The organism is Nordella sp. HKS 07 (genome assembly GCF_011046735.1).
Lineage (GTDB): Bacteria > Pseudomonadota > Alphaproteobacteria > Rhizobiales > Aestuariivirgaceae > Taklimakanibacter.
In genome coordinates, this window is sequence record NZ_CP049258.1 from 5,540,304 (window position 1) to 5,557,259 (window position 16,956).

The 16,956-nt window shown below is 63.2% G+C and carries 18 protein-coding genes; 16 read left to right on the top strand and 2 right to left on the bottom strand.

What is annotated here, in order from left to right:
- Nucleotides 1-9: 9 nt before the first annotated feature.
- The 10 genes from G5V57_RS26040 (at nt 10) to G5V57_RS26085 (ending at nt 7,752) form a co-directional block, all read left to right on the top strand.
- A complete protein-coding gene (locus G5V57_RS26040) occupies nt 10-993 on the top strand; it encodes an NAD(P)-dependent oxidoreductase (protein WP_165170840.1) in 984 nt (327 codons plus the stop codon).
- An 87-nt stretch (nt 994-1,080) separates the two neighbouring features.
- On the top strand, nt 1,081-2,484 hold the full coding sequence (glyA, locus tag G5V57_RS26045) for a serine hydroxymethyltransferase (RefSeq protein ID WP_165170842.1): 1,404 nt from the start codon (nt 1,081-1,083) through the stop codon (nt 2,482-2,484).
- A gap of 12 nt (nt 2,485-2,496) precedes the next feature.
- A complete protein-coding gene (gene nrdR / locus G5V57_RS26050; protein WP_165170844.1) occupies nt 2,497-2,976 on the top strand; it encodes a transcriptional regulator NrdR in 480 nt (159 codons plus the stop codon).
- A 3-nt stretch (nt 2,977-2,979) separates the two neighbouring features.
- On the top strand, nt 2,980-3,438 hold the full coding sequence (locus G5V57_RS26055; RefSeq protein WP_165170846.1) for a GNAT family N-acetyltransferase: 459 nt from the start codon (nt 2,980-2,982) through the stop codon (nt 3,436-3,438).
- A complete protein-coding gene (ribD, locus tag G5V57_RS26060) occupies nt 3,435-4,532 on the top strand; it encodes a bifunctional diaminohydroxyphosphoribosylaminopyrimidine deaminase/5-amino-6-(5-phosphoribosylamino)uracil reductase RibD (RefSeq protein WP_165170848.1) in 1,098 nt (365 codons plus the stop codon). Before G5V57_RS26055 ends, ribD begins: the two co-directional genes overlap by 4 nt.
- Nucleotides 4,533-4,669: 137 nt before the next feature.
- Complete coding sequence (locus G5V57_RS26065; protein WP_165170850.1) at nt 4,670-5,275, top strand: riboflavin synthase; 606 nt, start codon at nt 4,670-4,672, stop codon at nt 5,273-5,275.
- Nucleotides 5,272-5,748 carry a 6,7-dimethyl-8-ribityllumazine synthase gene (gene ribH, locus G5V57_RS26070; protein ID WP_246737369.1) on the top strand — a complete coding sequence of 159 codons (477 nt, stop codon included), beginning with the start codon at nt 5,272-5,274 and terminating at the stop codon, nt 5,746-5,748. The genes G5V57_RS26065 and ribH overlap by 4 nt, the downstream gene beginning before the upstream one ends.
- Nucleotides 5,745-6,212, top strand: a complete 468-nt coding sequence (gene nusB / locus G5V57_RS26075; protein ID WP_246737370.1) for a transcription antitermination factor NusB — start codon at nt 5,745-5,747, stop codon at nt 6,210-6,212. The genes ribH and nusB overlap by 4 nt, the downstream gene beginning before the upstream one ends.
- 386 nt (nt 6,213-6,598) lie before the next feature.
- Complete coding sequence (locus tag G5V57_RS26080) at nt 6,599-6,802, top strand: hypothetical protein (protein ID WP_165170852.1); 204 nt, start codon at nt 6,599-6,601, stop codon at nt 6,800-6,802.
- Nucleotides 6,803-6,816: 14 nt separating this feature from the next.
- A complete protein-coding gene (locus tag G5V57_RS26085; RefSeq protein WP_165170854.1) occupies nt 6,817-7,752 on the top strand; it encodes a CorA family divalent cation transporter in 936 nt (311 codons plus the stop codon).
- Between the two features lie 204 nt (nt 7,753-7,956).
- On the opposite strand, the gene G5V57_RS35385 is transcribed toward G5V57_RS26085, so the two are convergent.
- Nucleotides 7,957-8,082, bottom strand: coding sequence for a hypothetical protein (locus G5V57_RS35385; protein WP_371744629.1), 126 nt, complete (start codon nt 8,080-8,082; stop codon nt 7,957-7,959).
- Nucleotides 8,083-8,126: 44 nt separating this feature from the next.
- On the opposite strand from G5V57_RS35385, the gene G5V57_RS26090 reads away from it, so the two are divergent.
- Nucleotides 8,127-9,086: an MFS transporter gene (locus G5V57_RS26090; protein WP_371744631.1), complete on the top strand. Its 960-nt coding sequence runs from the start codon at nt 8,127-8,129 to the stop codon at nt 9,084-9,086.
- Here the strand turns inward: G5V57_RS26090 and G5V57_RS26095 are convergent.
- Entirely contained in the window at nt 9,083-9,679 is a 597-nt protein-coding gene (locus G5V57_RS26095) for a hypothetical protein (RefSeq protein ID WP_165170856.1), read from the bottom strand. The genes G5V57_RS26090 and G5V57_RS26095 overlap by 4 nt on opposite strands.
- Nucleotides 9,680-9,881: 202 nt before the next feature.
- On the opposite strand from G5V57_RS26095, the gene G5V57_RS26100 reads away from it, so the two are divergent.
- The 5 genes from G5V57_RS26100 to G5V57_RS26120 all read left to right on the top strand — a co-directional run bounded on the left by G5V57_RS26100 (nt 9,882) and on the right by G5V57_RS26120 (nt 16,821).
- Nucleotides 9,882-11,618, top strand: a complete 1,737-nt coding sequence (locus G5V57_RS26100) for a VanW family protein (protein ID WP_165170858.1) — start codon at nt 9,882-9,884, stop codon at nt 11,616-11,618.
- 146 nt (nt 11,619-11,764) lie between these two features.
- Entirely contained in the window at nt 11,765-13,132 is a 1,368-nt protein-coding gene (locus tag G5V57_RS26105) for an outer membrane protein (protein ID WP_165170860.1), read from the top strand.
- Nucleotides 13,133-13,243: 111 nt separating this feature from the next.
- Nucleotides 13,244-13,912: an O-methyltransferase gene (locus tag G5V57_RS26110; RefSeq protein ID WP_165170862.1), complete on the top strand. Its 669-nt coding sequence runs from the start codon at nt 13,244-13,246 to the stop codon at nt 13,910-13,912.
- A 247-nt stretch (nt 13,913-14,159) separates the two neighbouring features.
- Nucleotides 14,160-16,283, top strand: a complete 2,124-nt coding sequence (locus G5V57_RS26115) for a sodium-translocating pyrophosphatase (RefSeq protein ID WP_165170864.1) — start codon at nt 14,160-14,162, stop codon at nt 16,281-16,283.
- Nucleotides 16,284-16,458: 175 nt separating this feature from the next.
- Entirely contained in the window at nt 16,459-16,821 is a 363-nt protein-coding gene (locus G5V57_RS26120) for a hypothetical protein (RefSeq protein ID WP_246737371.1), read from the top strand.
- Nucleotides 16,822-16,956: the final 135 nt, after the last annotated feature.

Genomic DNA, 16,956 nt, shown 5'->3' on the forward strand with positions numbered 1-16,956 from the left:
GAGCGACCTATGACGATCCTCGTGACGGGCAGCGCCGGGCATCTCGGTGAGGCCCTCATGCGGACTTTCGGTGCGCAGGGAGAGGCGGCGCGAGGTATCGACATCAAGCCGTCGCCCTTCACCGATTGCGTCGGATCCATCGCCGACCGGGCCTTCATCCGACAATGCATGGCGGGAGTGCGGACTGTCATGCATGCGGCGACCTTGCACAAGCCGCATATCGCTACCCATTCCTACCAGGATTTCCTCGACACCAACCTCACCGGCACGCTGGTTCTATTGGAGGAGGCGATGAGCGTCGGGGTCGAGGCTTTCGTCTTGACCAGCACGACGAGCGCCTTTGGCGCCGCCCTGATCCCTGCCGAGGGAGGGCCGGCGATCTGGGTGACCGAGGATCTCACGCCCATCCCCAGGAACATCTATGGCGTCAGCAAGATCGCTGCCGAGGGCCTGTGCGGGCTCTTCGCGCGAAGGCACGGGCTTCCGGTTATTGTGCTCAAGACCTCGCGCTTTTTTCCGGAAGTCGATGACGACACGGCGATGCGGGGGCGCTATGAGCCGGCCAATACCCAGGCCAACGAGTTGCTTAACCGGCGCGCCGACATCGCCGATATCGTCGATGCCCATCTTCTGGCCGCCGCGAAGGCGAAGTCGATCGGCTTCGGGCGCTTCATCATTTCGGCGACGACGCCCTTCTGCCGCGACGACCTCGAGACGTTGCGCGTCGACGCCCCGGCTGTCGTTCATCGGCTGTACCCCGATTGCGCGGCGCTCTTCGCCGCCCGCGGCTGGCGGCTTTTCCCTGCGATTGACCGGGTCTATGTGAACCGACGCGCGGTGACGGAGCTGGGCTGGCGGCCGAAACATGATTTCCACCATGTGCTCGATTGCCTCGCCAAGGGGTGCGATTTCCGCAGCCCGCTGGCCGGCGCGGTCGGCAGCAAAGGCTATCACGACCGGACCTTCGCCGAGGGGCCTTATCCAGTGGCGTAAACCGATTGTCGCATGCCGGTCTAACTCTGGACCCTGGGCGGGATTCCGCCTATGTCGCTCGTCTGCGTGGACGAAAAGGAGGGGATCATGGCCCGTAAGGTTGCTAAGAAGATCAAGCCGGCTAAGAAGAAGGTTCAGCCACGCAAGGCCGCGAAAGCCGCAAGGCCCGCGAGGAAGCCCGCCAAGCCCGCCAAGAAGGTCGCCAAGCCGAAAGTCACCGTAGGCGGCTTCTTCAGCGCGGGTCTCGCTCAGGCCGACAAGGCGGTGGCCGCCTCGATCAAGCGCGAGCTCGGCCGCCAGCAGAATGAGATTGAGCTCATCGCGTCGGAGAATATCGTCTCGCGCGCCGTGCTCGAGGCACAAGGCTCCGTCAATACCAACAAATATGCCGAGGGCTATCCGGGCCGGCGCTATTATGGCGGTTGCCAATATGTCGACGAGGTCGAGACCCTCGCCATAGAGCGCGCCAAGAAGCTGTTCAATTGCGGATTCGCCAATGTGCAGCCGCATTCGGGCGCCCAGGCGAACCAGGCCGTCTTCTTCGCCTGCATGCAGCCTGGCGACACCTATATGGGCCTCGATCTGAGAGCCGGCGGCCACCTGACCCATGGCGCTCCGGTCAACCAGTCCGGCAAGTGGTTCAATGTCGTGCCATATCGCGTGCGCCAGGACGACCAGCGCATCGATTATGATTTCGTCGCCGAGTTGGCCGAACAGAACAAACCGAAGCTCATCCTCGCCGGCGGTTCCGCCTATCCGCGCTTCATCGACTTCGCCAGGTTCCGCCAGATCGCCGATTCGGTCGGTGCCGTCTTCATGGTCGACATGGCCCATATCGCCGGCCTCGTCGCCGGTGGCGTCCATCCCAATCCGCTCGATCACGCCCATGTCGTGACCACCACCACACACAAGACCCTGCGCGGCCCGCGTGGCGGCATGGTGCTCACCAATGGCGAGGAAATGGCCAAGAAGATCAATTCCTCGGTCTTTCCGGGCCTTCAGGGCGGGCCCCTGATGCATGTCATCGCCGCCAAGGCAGTGGCCTTCGGCGAGGCGCTGCAGCCGTCCTTCAAGAAATACGCGGCTCAGGTCGTCGCCAATGCCAAGACCCTCAGCGACAGCATGATCGCGGGCGGCTGCGACATCGTCTCGGGCGGCACCGACACCCATCTGATGCTGGTCGATCTGCGCAAGAAAGGTCTCACCGGCAAGGCGGCGGAGGCGGCTTTGGGCCGCGCCTGGATCACCTGCAACAAGAACGGTATCCCCTTCGATCCGGAGAAGCCGATGGTGACCTCGGGGATCCGTCTGGGCACTCCCGCCGGCACCACCCGGGGCTTCGGCATCAAGGAATTCAAGGAGGTCGGCGCTCTCATCACCGAAGTCCTCGACGGGCTTGCGAAGAACGGCGAAGAGGGCAATGCTAAGGTCGAGACGGCCGTTCGCAAGAAGGCCGCTCAGCTGACCAGACGATTCCCGATCTACTCCTGACCCCAAGGCTCCATGCGCTGTCCCTTTTGCAACAATGAAGAGACGCAGGTGAAGGACAGCCGTCCGAGCGAGGACGGGACAGCCATTCGCCGCCGCCGCTATTGTCCCGATTGCGGCGGCCGCTTCACCACTTTCGAACGCGTGCAGCTGCGCGAGCTCACCGTCGTCAAGCGCTCCGGCCGCCGCGTGCCGTTCGACCGGGACAAGCTGATGCGCTCGGTGCAGATCGCGTTGCGCAAGCGCCCGGTGGATCCCGAGCGCGTCGAGCGCATGGTCTCAGGCATCGTGCGCCAGCTCGAAAGCCTGGGCGAAAGCGACATCAAGTCCGAGACGGTCGGCAAGCTCATCATGGAGGCGCTGAAGGTCCTGGACGACGTCGCCTATGTGCGCTTCGCCTCGGTCTACAAGAACTTCCGCGAGGCCAAGGATTTCGAGGAGCTGCTCGGCGAATTGTCGGGCGAAGAGGGCGAGGTCGGCCCGCAGCGGGACTGAATCATGTCCGCCGATCTCGATTTCCACCGCGCCGGTCCCGATGATGCGGCGATGGTGCGCGAGCTCACCCGCAAGGCCTATATGAAATGGTGCGCCGTGATCGGCCGCGAGCCTTTGCCGATGACCGCCGACTACGGCCATGCGGTGCGCCACCATGTGATCGACCTCGCTTTCCGGGACGGCCGGCTTGTCGGCCTGGTCGAAATGATCCCGCGCGCCGACGATCTCCTGATCGAGAATGTCTGCGTCGATCCAGACGAGCAGGGGGGCGGCATCGGCCACAGGCTCGTCGCCCATGCGGAAATGGAAACGCGCCGGCGCGGCCATCGGGTAATCCGGCTCTATACCAACAAGCTCTTCGCCGCCAATCTCAGCTTCTATGAGGCCCAGGGCTATGCGATCGAGCGCGAGGAGGCCTTCAAAGGCGGCATCCTCGTCCATTTCCGCAAGAGCCTCGCATGAGCGCCGAACCTGCTTTCATGACACGCGCCGCCAGGCTCGGCCACCGGGCGCTCGGAACGACCGCCGAGAACCCGCCAGTGGGCTGCGTCATCGTGAAGGACGGCATCATCGTCGGCCTGGGCTGGACGCGGGCCGCCGGTCGGCCACATGCCGAGACGGAGGCGCTGCGCATGGCGGGCGACGCGGCCAGAGGCGCCACCGCCTATGTGACGCTCGAACCTTGCGCCCATCACGGCCGCACCCCGCCCTGTGCCGAGGCCCTGGTGAAAGCGGGCATCGCCCGGGTGGTGGTGGCGGCGGAGGATCCGGATCCGCGCGTCTCAGGCGGCGGTCTTGCCATGCTCCGCCGGGCCGGCGTCGTGGTGGAAACGGGGCTCGGGCGCGAAGAGGTGGAAGCGGATCTTGCCGGTTTCCTGACTCGGATTGTCAGGAAACGTCCCTATGTACTTCTGAAACTTGCGCTTTCTGCTGATGGAAAGATCGCCGAGGCCCCCGGCAGGCGCACTGCGATCACCGGCCCCGAGGTCAAGGCGCGCACCCATCTCCTGCGGGCCCAAGCCGATGCCATCCTAGTGGGTTTGGGAACGGTGCTCGCCGATGATCCCGATCTGACCTGCCGCTTGCCGGGGCTCGAAAACCGTTCGCCCGTCCGGGTGGTCGCTGATTCCCGGGGAGCCATCCCCCGAAAGGCTCGTCTGGTCAGAACGGCGGGTAAGGTGCCCCTGTGGCTACTGTCGTTGGCTGGAGTGTCGGCGCCGGAGGGTGTTGAAACCCTTGCCTGTGCGCCCGGCGCCGCCGGTGGAGTGGATCTCGCCGATGGACTGGCGAAGCTTGCTTCCCGGGGCATCAACCGGGTGCTGGCGGAGGGGGGCGCCAAACTTGCGCGTGGGCTGATCGAGGCCGGGCTCGTGGACGAATTGCAGCTCTTCCGCGCCCCGAGGGTAGTGGGCCCGCAAGGGGTGGACGGCTTTGCCGGTTTGCCCGTCGCGCAAGTCATGGCAGGGTTCCGTCCCGGCGCTGAGGAAAGGCTTGGGGATGACCGTTTGAGCGTCTATGTACGCAATCCCCGCTCCCCCAACGGGGGAGAGGGTTAGGGTGAGGGGGAACCGGCGGAACCTGTCTTGTGAGACCGAGCAAGCCTGACCGCTGGTTCCCCCTCACCCTCCCGATGCTGCGCATCGGGTCCCTCCCTCTCCCCCGTTGGGGGCGAGGGTAATTATCTGGAGCCTTCATGTTCACCGGCATTGTCACCGATATGGGCGAGGTCATCGCCATAGAGCAGCGCGGCGATACGCGCCTCACCATCGCCACCGCCTATGATCCCGACACGATCGCCATCGGCGCCTCGATTGCGTGCTCCGGCTGCTGCCTGACTGCGGTGGAGACCGGCCGACTCCAGGACGGGCGGGGCTTCTTCGCCGTCGACGCCTCGGCGGAGACGCTCGCCCGGACGACGCTGGGCAACTGGAAACTCGGCACGCGGATCAATCTCGAGCGCCCGCTCAAGATGGGCGACGAATTGGGCGGTCATGTCGTCTCGGGCCATGTCGATGACGTGGGGGAGATCGTTTCGATCGCCCCTGAAGGGGATTCGCTGCGCTTCCGTTTCCGCGTCTCAGCCGAGATCGCGCGTTTTATCGCGCCGAAGGGCTCGGTCTCCCTCGACGGCACGTCTCTAACGGTAAACGAAGTGGACGGCGACGAATTCGGCGTCAATATCATTCCGCACACCCAGGCCGTGACCACCTGGGGAAAGGCCCAGGCCGGCGACCGGGTCAATGTTGAAATCGACATGCTGGCGCGCTATGTCGCCCGTCTTTCGGAGACGAGATTGTGAAACGCGACAAGACCACGGCGGCAGCCATCAAGACCAAGGCGCATCTCCTCATCGTCGAGGCGCGCTTCTACGCGGATATATGCGATGAGCTCGCCAAGGGTGCCATCGCGGCCATCGAGAAGGCCGGCGGCAGCTGGGAGCGCGTCGATGTGCCGGGTGCGCTCGAGATTCCGGGCGCCGTCGCTACCGCCGCCAAGACCAAGCGTTTCGATGGATTCGTGGCGCTGGGCTGCGTGCTGCGCGGCGAGACCTCGCATTACGACATCGTCGCCAATGAATCGGCCCGCGGCCTTATGGATCTCACCATGACCGGGCTCGCCATCGGCAACGGGATCCTTACCTGCGAGAACGAAATTCAGGCCTGGGCGCGTGCCCGGGTCACCGAGATGGACAAGGGAGGAGGGGCCGCCGATGCGGCGCTCGCCATGATCCGCTTCGCCCGCTCCATCAAGAAGAGGCAGCGCAGATCTTGACGACTCCCCGCCGTAAGCCGCCTGTGGCGCGCTCCGCCGCGCGCCTGGGCGCTGTCCAGGCCCTGTATCAGATGGATCTCGCCGGCACCGATGTCGACGAGGTGCTGGCGCAGTTCTCCGCCCGCGCCACCGGTGATGCCTTCGAGGAGGGCCAGTGCGGCCCCGCTGACTTCCCCTTCCTGAAGGAGATCGTCGACGGCGTCGTGCGCGAGCAGCGCACCATCGACCCCGCTCTCAACCGGCTCCTCGACACGGGCTGGCCTCTGCCCCGACTCGACGCCACCTTGCGCGCCATACTGCGCGCCGCGGCTTACGAGATCATGTTCATGGAAAACGTGCCTGCGCGCGTCGCCATCACGGAGTATCTGGATGTGGCGCATGCCTTCTTCGCCGAGCAGGAGCCGAAGCTCCTCAATGGCGTATTGAACACCCTGGCCCGCCAGCGTCGCCCGGAAGAGTTCTGATCCTTCACATCTGATGCCGTTGCATTTCGCCTTGACTCATTTGACGTCGAGGCGCAGGAGCAGTGTCGCGTCGGCGCATGAGCGTCGCCGCATCTCAAAGCATAGGAACAATGGACAATCACCCTAGATGCGGCCGGTCTCGCGGACCGGTCCTGATAGACGATGAAATGGTTTCCGGCGTCTCGGCCGGGCCGGCGGTGATGGGTTAGGAGCCCGGTCCGCTTGCCTCCCGGGCTGTCGCACACCGGGAAAGGCAAGCCCATGAGTAGCAAGCTCTGTCTCTGATTTGGCGTGGCGCGCCCGCTTTTGCGGGTCCGTTCGCGTTCACCTGTTCCGCGGCATCCGCGGGACGGCTTAGTGACCCATGAAGACAACGGAGATATGCGATGACCCAGCCCTTGAAAAGGAAGGCGTCGAATCTCGAGCGCGAAGTGATCAACGCCGTGATGATCCTGTACGCGCTCATCACGATCGCCATGCTTGCGATCCACTATCTGCAGCCGGCCGGCCGGGCGGCAGGAACGTCCTCGACCTCGCCCGCGCATCAGAGCCCGCGCAGCCCCGAAATTCCGCCTGTGCAGGCGCAATGAGCCGGAGACAGCCCATGAACAGCAACACCGTCGCCAAACTGTCATCGCCCCCGATGCTCGAAGAGATCTGGATCCGCGTCGATGCCGAGAACAAGGCCGAGGTCGCGCGTGTCGCCGCCAAGTACAGGCTCGAGTTCCCGGCGAGCGCCGAAGGCGTCTTCGAGGACCAGGATTCGGTCTGCCTCAACATCACCCATATGATGCCGCAGGGGCAGGAATTCCGCCGCGAGACGATCGTCATCGCCGTCAGCGACAAGGTCGTCGTGACCCTCGAGCCGAAGGGGCATTTCGCGCCTTTCGACAAAGCGCTGGCGCGCTTCAAGCGTCATCCGGGCCTTGTCCAGTCGTCCTATTCGATCATGCGCACATTGCTCCAGGCCATGAACGACGCCGCCGCGGAGACGATCGAGATGATCAGCCAGGCGCTCGAAGCTATGAATGACCAGATCGGGGTGATCACCAGCGGCCTCGATTCGTCGGGCCGCGAGATCGGAGTGAGCGACATCAGCGACACGATGATCGAGCTCAACGAAAAGGAGGAGCTCATCTCGCGCTGTCTCGAATGCCAGCTCTCGCTCGCCCGCGCCGCGCGTTATCTGCGCATGGAGATCAATGGCAGCGACAGCGAGCTCAAGAATATGGTCGAGACGCTCCTGTCCGACATCGACGGCGTCAAGCAGCATGCGAGCTTCGAACATGAGAAGGTGCGCTATCTGCAGCAGTCGGTGATGACCTCTCTGAACGTCAAGCAGAACCAGATCGTCAAGGTCTTCACCATCATCACCGCTGTGTTCCTGCCACCGACACTGGTCGCAACTTTCTACGGCATGAACTTCGCCGTCATGCCTGAATTGACCTGGGAACATGGCTTCACCGCGACCATCATCCAGACGTTGCTCGCCGCTCTTCTGCCCCTGCTTTACATCAAGAAAAAGGGGTGGCTGCGCTGACACAGCGGCCGGTAATTTTGCAAATTGGGAAAGAGGAGCGGGCCTTGTCGCTCGCTTCTCTTCATGTCACACCGGACACCTAGAGCAAGGGATGCGCGCTAGCGCGGGATGCACGAAAGCCATGAGCACAGCCGAGATCGCAGTCCAGTTCGATGACAGTCGGGCGAGACGTAATGCTATGGTGCTGGCGATCGGCCAAGCGCTCTATGGCTCGGCCACCGTGATCATGTTCACGACGGCGGGCCTCATCGGCGTGCAGATCGCGCCATCCAAGGCCTGGGCCACCTTGCCGATCTCGGCATTCGTCATCGGCACGGCGCTCTCGACCATCCCGGCCGCAATGCTGATGCGCCATCGGCCGGCGGCCGGGTTTCATGCTCGGCGCCTTCGCCGGTACGGTCGGCGCGCTGATTGGCGTCTATGCGATCTACACGCGCAATTTCCCGCTCTTCATCCTGGCGACCGTGCTGCAGGGCGTCTATCAGGCATTTGCGCAGCATTCGCGCTTTGCCGCCGCCGATATGGCGAGCCCGTCCTTCCGCCCCAAGGCGATATCCTGGGTGATGACGGGCGGCGTCGCGGCAGGCCTTCTCGGCACCTCGCTGGTGATGTTCACCACCGATCTTCTGGCGCCGGTGACCTTCGCCGGCAGCTATGCGGCGATGGCGGTCATTTGCACACTGGCGATCGGTGTCCTGGCCTTCGTCGACATTCCGCGAAAGGAAGAGACAACGGTGGCGGGGGAGGCGCGCCCGCTCGCCACAATATTCAAACAGCCACGTTTCATCGTCGCGGTGGTCGCCGCCACCTTGAGCTACGGCATGATGAATCTGGTGATGACCGCGGCCCCCATCGCCATGATCGATTGCGGCTTCTCCACCACCACGGCGGCCTGGGCCATTCAGTGGCACGTGTTGGCGATGTTCGTGCCGAGCTTCTTCACGGGCCAGATCATCGCCCGCGTAGGTGCCGAGCGGGTCTGCGCCGCCGGACTTCTGCTTCTGGCGGGTGCGGCGACGGCGGGGCTGCTCGGCATCAGCTTCGGTAATTTCGCCGTGAACCTCATTCTGTTGGGGCTCGGCTGGAACTTCGGCTTTATCGGCGGCACCACGCTGCTCACCGAATGCTACCGCCCGGCCGAGCGTGAGCGCGTGCAGGGCCTCAACGACTTCATCGTCTTCGGCACCGTCGCCATCGCCTCTCTCACCTCAGGCAAGCTCCTCGACTTGTTCGGCTGGTCGAGCGTCAATATCGCCGTCTTTCCGACCGTGGCGGTGGCGCTCAGCCTGATCCTGTGGATCATGCTGAGGCGCCGGAAGGCGAGGACGGCTTAAGGTTGCGGCGTAACGGCCGGCGCCGGGAAGTTCGCCAGCTCATTGACGGTCTTGGTCCGCCATTCCTTGAGGGCGGTGATGAAGACTGTCGCATCGTCGCCGTAAGCACGCCGACTTATGGCGTAGAGCACGATGCCGGGCTTCTCGCCCTTATGCGGCGAGTAGCGATAGCCGTTCCATTCGATGATCAGCTTGCCGTCCTGGCCGGTAGCGCTGATCAGGAAATCAAGGATCACATCCCCGCTCGCCTCGTTGACGATCGCATCATAGAAGACGAGGGGATCGCTGGCCTTGCGCTTGTCGAGTGTGGCGATCTGCGCACCCGCCGCATCCTTCGGCGTAATACCCGAGGTGAGAGCCTCGAGGATGAACATATGGGTATAGCGCTCCGACGACTGCCCGGCCGGGAGATACTCCTGCTTGAAGTAGTCGGCCGACGGATGCGATGTCCAGGCGAGCGTATAGTCCTGGCCCTCGAAGGAAATCGGGCCCGGCACGCCGAGCCTTTCGGTCTTATCGTCGCCTTGGGCGAAGGCGGGCACTGCGCAAAAAATGACGACGGCGAGCGCGCGCAGCAACGGACCTATGATCATGAAGCCTCCGGCAATTATTGTTGATCCGGGCTTCTGGCACGGTCGGGCGGCAATTGAAAGGCCGTATCAACTCATCCGGGCACTGAGGAGCGAGCCCAGCCCTCAGGAGACCACGATCCCGCCGCAATCCGGCTGACTTCAAGGTTCATGCTGCATTCAGCTTGGGGCAAGCATGTTTGTGAGTAAAGACGGGACGCGCGACATGACGGATCGTGCCTTGAGCCAGGTTCCAGGCTACTGGGACATGGCGCTTTTCGAAGCGAAGGCGACAGCCTTCAGAATGAAGCGCAAGGCGCGCGATGCTCTGGGGCGCAGCTCTGTTCCTCGCCACGGCAAAGGCGCGACGCTTGGTGCGGCTCCCGTTCTGGCCCGCATATCCTCTCCGCTCTGGCACCACCTCGAGGGTGAGAAGGATAGGGCACTCACCCTTGGCAAGATCCACAACCTGCGCCGCGCCATCCGCCATCTCGACGGCGTCGAAGTGCCGGCCGGCGCCCTTGTCAGCTTCTGGCGCCAGGTCGGGAGGACCACCAGGCGGCGGGGCTTCGTGCCGGGCCGCGAATTGCGTGAAGGCTGTCTCATCGCCAGTGTCGGCGGCGGGCTGTGCCAGCTTTCGAACGCCCTCCACGAGGCAGCCCTCGATGCCGGCTTCGACGTCGTCGAGCGTCATGCCCACAGCTTCGTCGTGCCGGGTTCGCGCGCGGCGTTCGGACGCGACGCCACCGTCTTCTGGAACTATGTCGATCTGCGCTTCCGTTCGCCGCGCCCCTTCCGCATCGAGGCGGCCTTGCGCCGCGGCGCGCTCGAGATCGTTCTGCGCGGGCCGGGAGCCGTTGTTGCGCTCAAGGACGGCGATCTGCGCGAGGACGAGCGCTCTGCTGCCAATGACTGCACCAGCTGCGGCGAGACCGATTGCCGACGCCACGATCCCGAACAGCCACTGTCTCGCGATGATCGGGGACCGAAGGCTTGGCTCGTCGATGCGTGCTGGCCGGAATTCTCCATCCTGTTCGCGGCCACGGCCCAGGCCGAGGACACTCTTCTACTGCCGCAGCGCCTGCGCGAGAGTGAACGCCATAGCTGGCCGCGCCATGTGGTGACAAGCGAGAGCTGCGCGACTCTGGTGGCCCTGCGTCGCGCTCTGGCGCTGCGCCACGCGCCGCGCCAGGGCCGCAGCTTGCAGGATATGCTGCTGCGCTATGACGAGGCGCTCGCTCGTCACTATGCGAGAAGGCTTTCGCCTCTGCATGAGCATCTGGTAATTTCGCAGAATCTCCTGCCGCATCTGTGGCGGCTCGGCGAGCTGCAGGGGCGCAGCTTCGATGTGCTGATGGTGCGACATCCGATGGTCGAGCTCGAGGCCAAGCTCGATGCCGCCAAGGCGCGCTATCCGATGAGCCCGACGCTGGGCGATTTCCGAGCCCCCGACGAAATCGTCGCGGCCGAGAGCGCCGCGCTGGCGCATGCACGCGTACTTTATACGCCACACAGCGGCATCGCCGCGGGCGATCCCGCGCGCACCCAACGCCTCGACTGGATCATGCCTGCGCCGCGCCGCCGGATCGGCCGTGGCGGCAAGTCCATCCTCTTTCCGGCCTCAGCACTCGCCCGCAAAGGCGCCTATGCCCTGCGCGAGGCGGTCCGGGGCCTCGATCTCGACATCGTTGTCACCGGAAGGGCATCCGAGCAGGAGGGCGATTTCTGGGGCAAGGTCAGGACACGCGGGCTTGATGGCGCGGATTGGCCAAGCCAGATCGCCGCTGTCGTCCTGCCGGCCCTTGTCGAGCATGAGCCTCGGGCGCTGCTCAAGGCGCTGAGCCATGGCTTGCCCGTCATCGCCACACCGGAATGTGGATTGGGCGGGGCGGCAGGCGTACTGGAAGTGCCGAGTTCTGATACCGAAGGCCTCAGGCAGCAGTTAGTTCCTTTGTTGGGGTAGGGGGCATTTCCCAAGCGCCCGCCGAAACTGTGACAATAGCGCCACAGATCCAGGAAATACGTCGAATTTTATTGAAATTCGCTTGAAGAAAAACCGACGTCAGGGCTCTATGACGGGCGTTACGAATGGTAAGCTAGGGACGGCGGATGAAGACAATATTGCGCGGGGCCGCGGCTCTCGCGGCGTTGGCTGCTTTTTCAGGTGTGCATGGCACGGCGAAGGCGGCCGATGTGACTTATTCCGAGCCTGTCTATAGCTGGTCGGGCATCTATGTCGGCGGCTATGTCGGCGCCGGCGCCACGGTAGCGCGGGCCGAGGCGGATGCCGAGATTCCTCAGGTCTTTAGCTTCGACGCGGATTTCAAAGGTATTGGTGGCGAAGGTCTCCTGGCCGGCGGCCTCATCGGGTATAACTGGCAGGTCTCTGAGCAATTCGTGCTGGGCGTCCAGGGTGATCTCGGCTGGACCGATCTGGAGGCCAAGCTGGAACTGGGCGACGCCGAAGCCAAAGCGGGTCCTGATTTCATCGCCAACGCCTCGCTGCGTGCCGGCTATCTGGTAACGCCGGAGACGCTCTTCTACCTCATCGGCGGCTATAGCTACGCCGAGTACAAGCTCGATCTCGATGGCGGCGATGACTTCGATCAGGACTATGACGGTTTTCATGTCGGCACTGGCATGGAAACGCGATTGACCGACCGCCTGACCGCCCGCATTGAATATCGCTACACCAAGTTTGGTGGCGAGGACTGGGATACCGACGGCTTCCTCGAGATCACGCCGTCCGTCCACACTGGAACGCTCGGCATCGCCTACAATCTGTTCCCGACAGCGGGGGATGGGCAGATTGCGACACCTGTCGCCGATATCGTCGAGCCGCAAGTGAGCTGGACCGGCTTCTATGTCGGCGCCAATGGCGGAGCCGGTGCGGTGGTCAATCGCATCACGGGCGATGACGTCGATGCGGAATTCGACGGCGTCGGTGGTGAGGGCATCCTCGGCAGCCTGATGGCCGGCTATAACTGGCAGGCGAGCGAGCGTTTCGTGCTCGGCATTCAGGGCGATATCGGCATAGCCGACATCAAGTCGGAGCTTGATGCATCGCTTGCGGCTGGTCCACTCGGCTTCGGTTTGAATGCCGATGCGAAGCTCGACTGGTTCGCCTCGGCTTCTGTGCGTGCCGGCTATCTGCCGAGCCCCGATACGATGATCTATGTCATCGGAGGCTATAGCTACGCACATTACAAGCTCGATGGGGAGTTGTCGGTAACCCTGGACGGAGGCGAAGGCGGCGAAGACTTCAGTGACAGTGCCAAATTCGGCGCGAGCCAGGATTATAACGGCTACCATGTCGGCACCGGTATCGAATCCATGCTGACCGATAATCTGACGGCACGCGTCGAATATCGCTTCACCCAGTATGGCAAGGAAGACTGGGGCATCGATGGCCTCGAGGTCGCGCCGTCGAGCCACACCGGAACGATCGGTTTCGCCTGGCTGTTCAATGACCTGTAATCGAATCTAGCTTCGAGTGGGATGGGCGGGCTTCGCGGTCCGCCCTTTTCATTTGCGGCACTGGAGCAATTCTGGTCTCATCGCCCGCTCATTTCCATGAAGGCGAACGCGATGACTCAGAAGATATGGACCGCCGTTGACGATTATCTGAGCGACATGCTCGTTCCGCCCGACAGGGCGCTTGCAGCCGCGCTCGAGGCGAGCGCCGATGCGGGGTTGCCGGAAATCGCGGTGTCGCCCAATCAGGGCAAGCTGCTGATGCTCCTGGCGCGCTCGATCAATGCCCGTTCGGTACTCGAGATCGGCACGCTTGGCGGCTACAGCACCATCTGGCTCGCCCGTGCTTTGCCGAAGGGCGGTCATGTCGTGACGCTTGAGGCGGTGCCTACTCATGCCGAGGTAGCGCGCGCCAATTTCAAGCGCGCCCGTCTTGGCGCCATGATCGATGTCAGGCTTGGCAAGGCGCTCGATCTCCTGCCGAAGCTCGCGACCGAGAAGCGCAAGCCCTTCGACTTCGTCTTCATCGATGCCGACAAGGAGAATATCCCGGATTACTTTGCCTGGGCTCTGAAGCTCACCCGCCCGGGCAGCCTCATCGTGGTCGACAATGTCATCCGTGGCGGTAGGGTGATCGATGCCCAGACGCGCGATCAGAATATCAGGGGTGTGCGCCGCTTCAATGAGATGCTGAAGAAGGAGAAGCGGGTCAGCGCCACAACCATCCAGACCGTTGGCGTCAAGGGCTATGACGGTTTCACGCTCGCGGTGGTGATGAAGTAGCATCCCTCCGGACAGCAAGGAGCGCGGTCCCGGTTGGATCCGCGCCCTTGAATTCTTCGGCTCGAATCAGTGTTGGGACGCACCCGAAGCATGGCAAACCTGCCCTTGCGGCGGCTTCTTCCCGGTTGCCATGATCTCGCCATTTTGGCATATCCGAACGATAGTTCCGGGATGCGGGAGGAGGGGGGAAATCCTAACGCCCGCCTTCGGGGAAAATAAAAACATAAAGGAAACAAAAGGAACGTCCATGAACTCAATCTTATGGCTGATTGTGCTCGGCGGTGCTTTGTCCATCGTCTACGGCATATTCACGACCCGTAGCCTGATGGCCGCCGATGCCGGTACGGCCCGCATGCAGGAAATCTCCGCCGCCGTGCGTGAAGGCGCGCAGGCCTATCTCAAGCGCCAATACGCCACTATCGGCGTTGTCGGCGTCGTCATCCTTATCATCGCCTACTTCCTTCTCGGCTGGCAGTCGGCTATTGGATTCGCCATCGGCGCTATCCTTTCGGGCGCTGCCGGTTTCATCGGCATGAATGTGTCGGTCAGGGCCAATGTGCGCGTCGCGCAAGCCGCCACCAAGTCGCTCGCCGGCGGCCTCGACCTCGCCTTCAAATCGGGCGCCGTCACGGGCCTTCTGGTTGCCGGCCTGGGTCTCCTCGGCGTCACTCTTTATTTCATCTTCCTCACCGGCCCCCTGGCTTATGCTCCTACGAGCCGCACCGTCATCGACTCACTGGTGTCGCTGTCCTTCGGCGCTTCTCTGATCTCGATCTTCGCCCGTCTCGGCGGCGGCATCTTCACCAAGGGTGCGGATGTCGGCGGCGACATGGTCGGCAAGGTCGAAGCGGGCATTCCCGAGGATGATCCGCGCAACCCCGCCACCATCGCCGACAATGTGGGTGACAATGTCGGCGACTGCGCCGGCATGGCCGCCGATCTGTTCGAGACCTATGTGGTGACCGCGGTCGCCACCATGGTGCTCTCGGCGATCGTGCTGCCGGAAGCCTACAAGCTTGCCGGCATGGTGCTGCCGCTCGCGATTGGCGGCGCCTGCGTCGTCACCTCGATCATCGGCACCTTTTTCGTGAAGCTCGGCGCCTCCAACAACATCATGGGCGCGCTCTACAAGGGCTTCATCGCCACTGCCGTTCTTTCACTCATCGCCCTTTATCCGGTCATGAGCACTGTGTTCGGCGGTATGGGTGTCGATCTCGGCGGCTTCACCCCGATGAACCTCTTCTGGTGTGGTGTCATCGGCCTCATCGTCACCGGGCTCATCATCTGGATCACCGAATACTATACCGGCACCGGGCGGCGTCCGGTGAATTCGATCGCCGAGGCCTCGATCACCGGCCACGGCACGAATGTCATCCAGGGTCTGGCGGTGTCGCTTGAATCGACCGCGCTTCCCGCGCTCGTCATCATCGGCGGCATCATCGCGACCTTCAACCTCGCGGGACTATTCGGCATCGCGGTCGCGGTGACGACGATGCTGGCGCTCGCCGGTGTGGTGGTGGCGCTCGACGCCTTCGGCCCCGTCACCGACAATGCCGGCGGCATCGCCGAAATGGCGGGCCTGCCCAAGGAAGTGCGCCACAATACCGACGCGCTCGACGCCGTGGGCAACACGACCAAGGCCGTCACTAAAGGCTATGCCATCGGTTCGGCCGGCCTCGGAGCCCTCGTGCTGTTCGCCGCCTATACCCAGGACCTGAAGTTCTTCGCGGCGACCGCTACGCCGGGAAGCTTCTTCGAGGGCGTGAATGTCACCTTCGACCTGTCCAACCCCTATGTGGTGGTCGGCCTGATCTTCGGTGGCCTGCTGCCGTATCTGTTCGGCGGCATCTCGATGACGGCGGTCGGCCGCGCGGCGCAAGCCGTGGTGGTCGAGGTTCGCCGCCAGTTCAAGGAGAAGCCGGGCATCATGAAGGGCACGGAGAAGCCGGATTATGGCCGCGCCGTCGACATGCTGACCAAGGCAGCGATCAAGGAAATGATCATTCCCTCGCTATTGCCGGTCCTGTCGCCCATCGTGGTCTTCCTGGTGATCTGGGCGATCGCCGGAAAGGATGCCGGCTTCGCGGCTCTGGGCGCCATGCTGATGGGCGTCATCGTCACGGGTCTCTTCGTCGCTATCTCGATGACCGCCGGCGGCGGCGCCTGGGACAATGCCAAGAAGTCATTCGAGGATGGCTTCACGGACTCAAAGGGCCAGAAGCACTTCAAGGGTTCGGAGGCGCACAAGGCCTCCGTCACCGGCGACACCGTCGGCGACCCCTACAAGGACACGGCGGGCCCCGCCGTGAACCCGATGATCAAGATCACCAACATCGTGGCGCTGCTGCTGTTGGCCGTGCTCGCGCACTGATCTGCAACACGTTACGGAGATCAAACGGCCGGGTGATGCCCGGCCGTTTGTTTTTTCCCAAAGATGACAGCGATGGAACCCGGACGGCGTTGGACTTAAGACCAATTTACTTACAGGTAGCAAAACTGGGACAATTGGCCCTCAAACACAGCGAGGAGGAGGGCCATCGATGCGCATGACAATGATCGCTGCCTTCTTTCTACTGGCGCCCGCCACAAGCGCCTTGGCCGATATTCCACTTCTCAATGCGAAATGCCCGGGCAAGATCGAGGTCCATGCCGATCAGGGGGGGCCCGTCTACATCAATGGCAAGCAAGGCAAGTTGAAGAAATTCAACAACAATTACTATGAGGTCAGAAACGGCGGGGTCACCATCTCGTTGTCCATCAACCCGGATGGAAGCCCATCCGCTTCATATACGGGCAAGGGCGGAGCGAATGGTGTTTGCAACCTGGCAGGCGACACTGGCGGATCAGCCGGTGAATGTCCGCCCGATGTGAGCCAGGCAGATCGTTACAAATATCCCGCCTGCAACTGAAGCGACCTGCACCCCCGCGATCGGTGGAAGCCCCGAATGTAGGCATTCGGGGTTTCTGCGTCGATAGGCGGCCGGCGCGCGCGGGTCCTTTCCCTCCCGGCGCCTTTGTGAGATGAAGCGGAGATTCAACCATCA

Excerpts from the sequence above, each read along its gene's own strand:
- G5V57_RS26040 (WP_165170840.1), top strand. The coding sequence starts at position 10 with ATGACGATCCTCGTGACGGGCAGCGCCGGGCATCTCGGTGAGGCCCTC.
- glyA (WP_165170842.1), top strand. The coding sequence starts at position 1,081 with ATGGCCCGTAAGGTTGCTAAGAAGATCAAGCCGGCTAAGAAGAAGGTT.
- nrdR (WP_165170844.1), top strand. The coding sequence starts at position 2,497 with ATGCGCTGTCCCTTTTGCAACAATGAAGAGACGCAGGTGAAGGACAGC.
- G5V57_RS26055 (WP_165170846.1), top strand. The coding sequence starts at position 2,980 with ATGTCCGCCGATCTCGATTTCCACCGCGCCGGTCCCGATGATGCGGCG.
- ribD (WP_165170848.1), top strand. The coding sequence starts at position 3,435 with ATGAGCGCCGAACCTGCTTTCATGACACGCGCCGCCAGGCTCGGCCAC.
- G5V57_RS26065 (WP_165170850.1), top strand. The coding sequence starts at position 4,670 with ATGTTCACCGGCATTGTCACCGATATGGGCGAGGTCATCGCCATAGAG.
- G5V57_RS26080 (WP_165170852.1), top strand. The coding sequence starts at position 6,599 with ATGACCCAGCCCTTGAAAAGGAAGGCGTCGAATCTCGAGCGCGAAGTG.
- G5V57_RS26085 (WP_165170854.1), top strand. The coding sequence starts at position 6,817 with ATGAACAGCAACACCGTCGCCAAACTGTCATCGCCCCCGATGCTCGAA.
- G5V57_RS35385 (WP_371744629.1), bottom strand. The coding sequence starts at position 8,082 with ATGGTCGAGAGCGCCGTGCCGATGACGAATGCCGAGATCGGCAAGGTG.
- G5V57_RS26090 (WP_371744631.1), top strand. The coding sequence starts at position 8,127 with ATGCTCGGCGCCTTCGCCGGTACGGTCGGCGCGCTGATTGGCGTCTAT.
- G5V57_RS26095 (WP_165170856.1), bottom strand. The coding sequence starts at position 9,679 with ATGATCATAGGTCCGTTGCTGCGCGCGCTCGCCGTCGTCATTTTTTGC.
- G5V57_RS26100 (WP_165170858.1), top strand. The coding sequence starts at position 9,882 with ATGACGGATCGTGCCTTGAGCCAGGTTCCAGGCTACTGGGACATGGCG.
- G5V57_RS26105 (WP_165170860.1), top strand. The coding sequence starts at position 11,765 with ATGAAGACAATATTGCGCGGGGCCGCGGCTCTCGCGGCGTTGGCTGCT.
- G5V57_RS26110 (WP_165170862.1), top strand. The coding sequence starts at position 13,244 with ATGACTCAGAAGATATGGACCGCCGTTGACGATTATCTGAGCGACATG.
- G5V57_RS26115 (WP_165170864.1), top strand. The coding sequence starts at position 14,160 with ATGAACTCAATCTTATGGCTGATTGTGCTCGGCGGTGCTTTGTCCATC.
- G5V57_RS26120 (WP_246737371.1), top strand. The coding sequence starts at position 16,459 with ATGACAATGATCGCTGCCTTCTTTCTACTGGCGCCCGCCACAAGCGCC.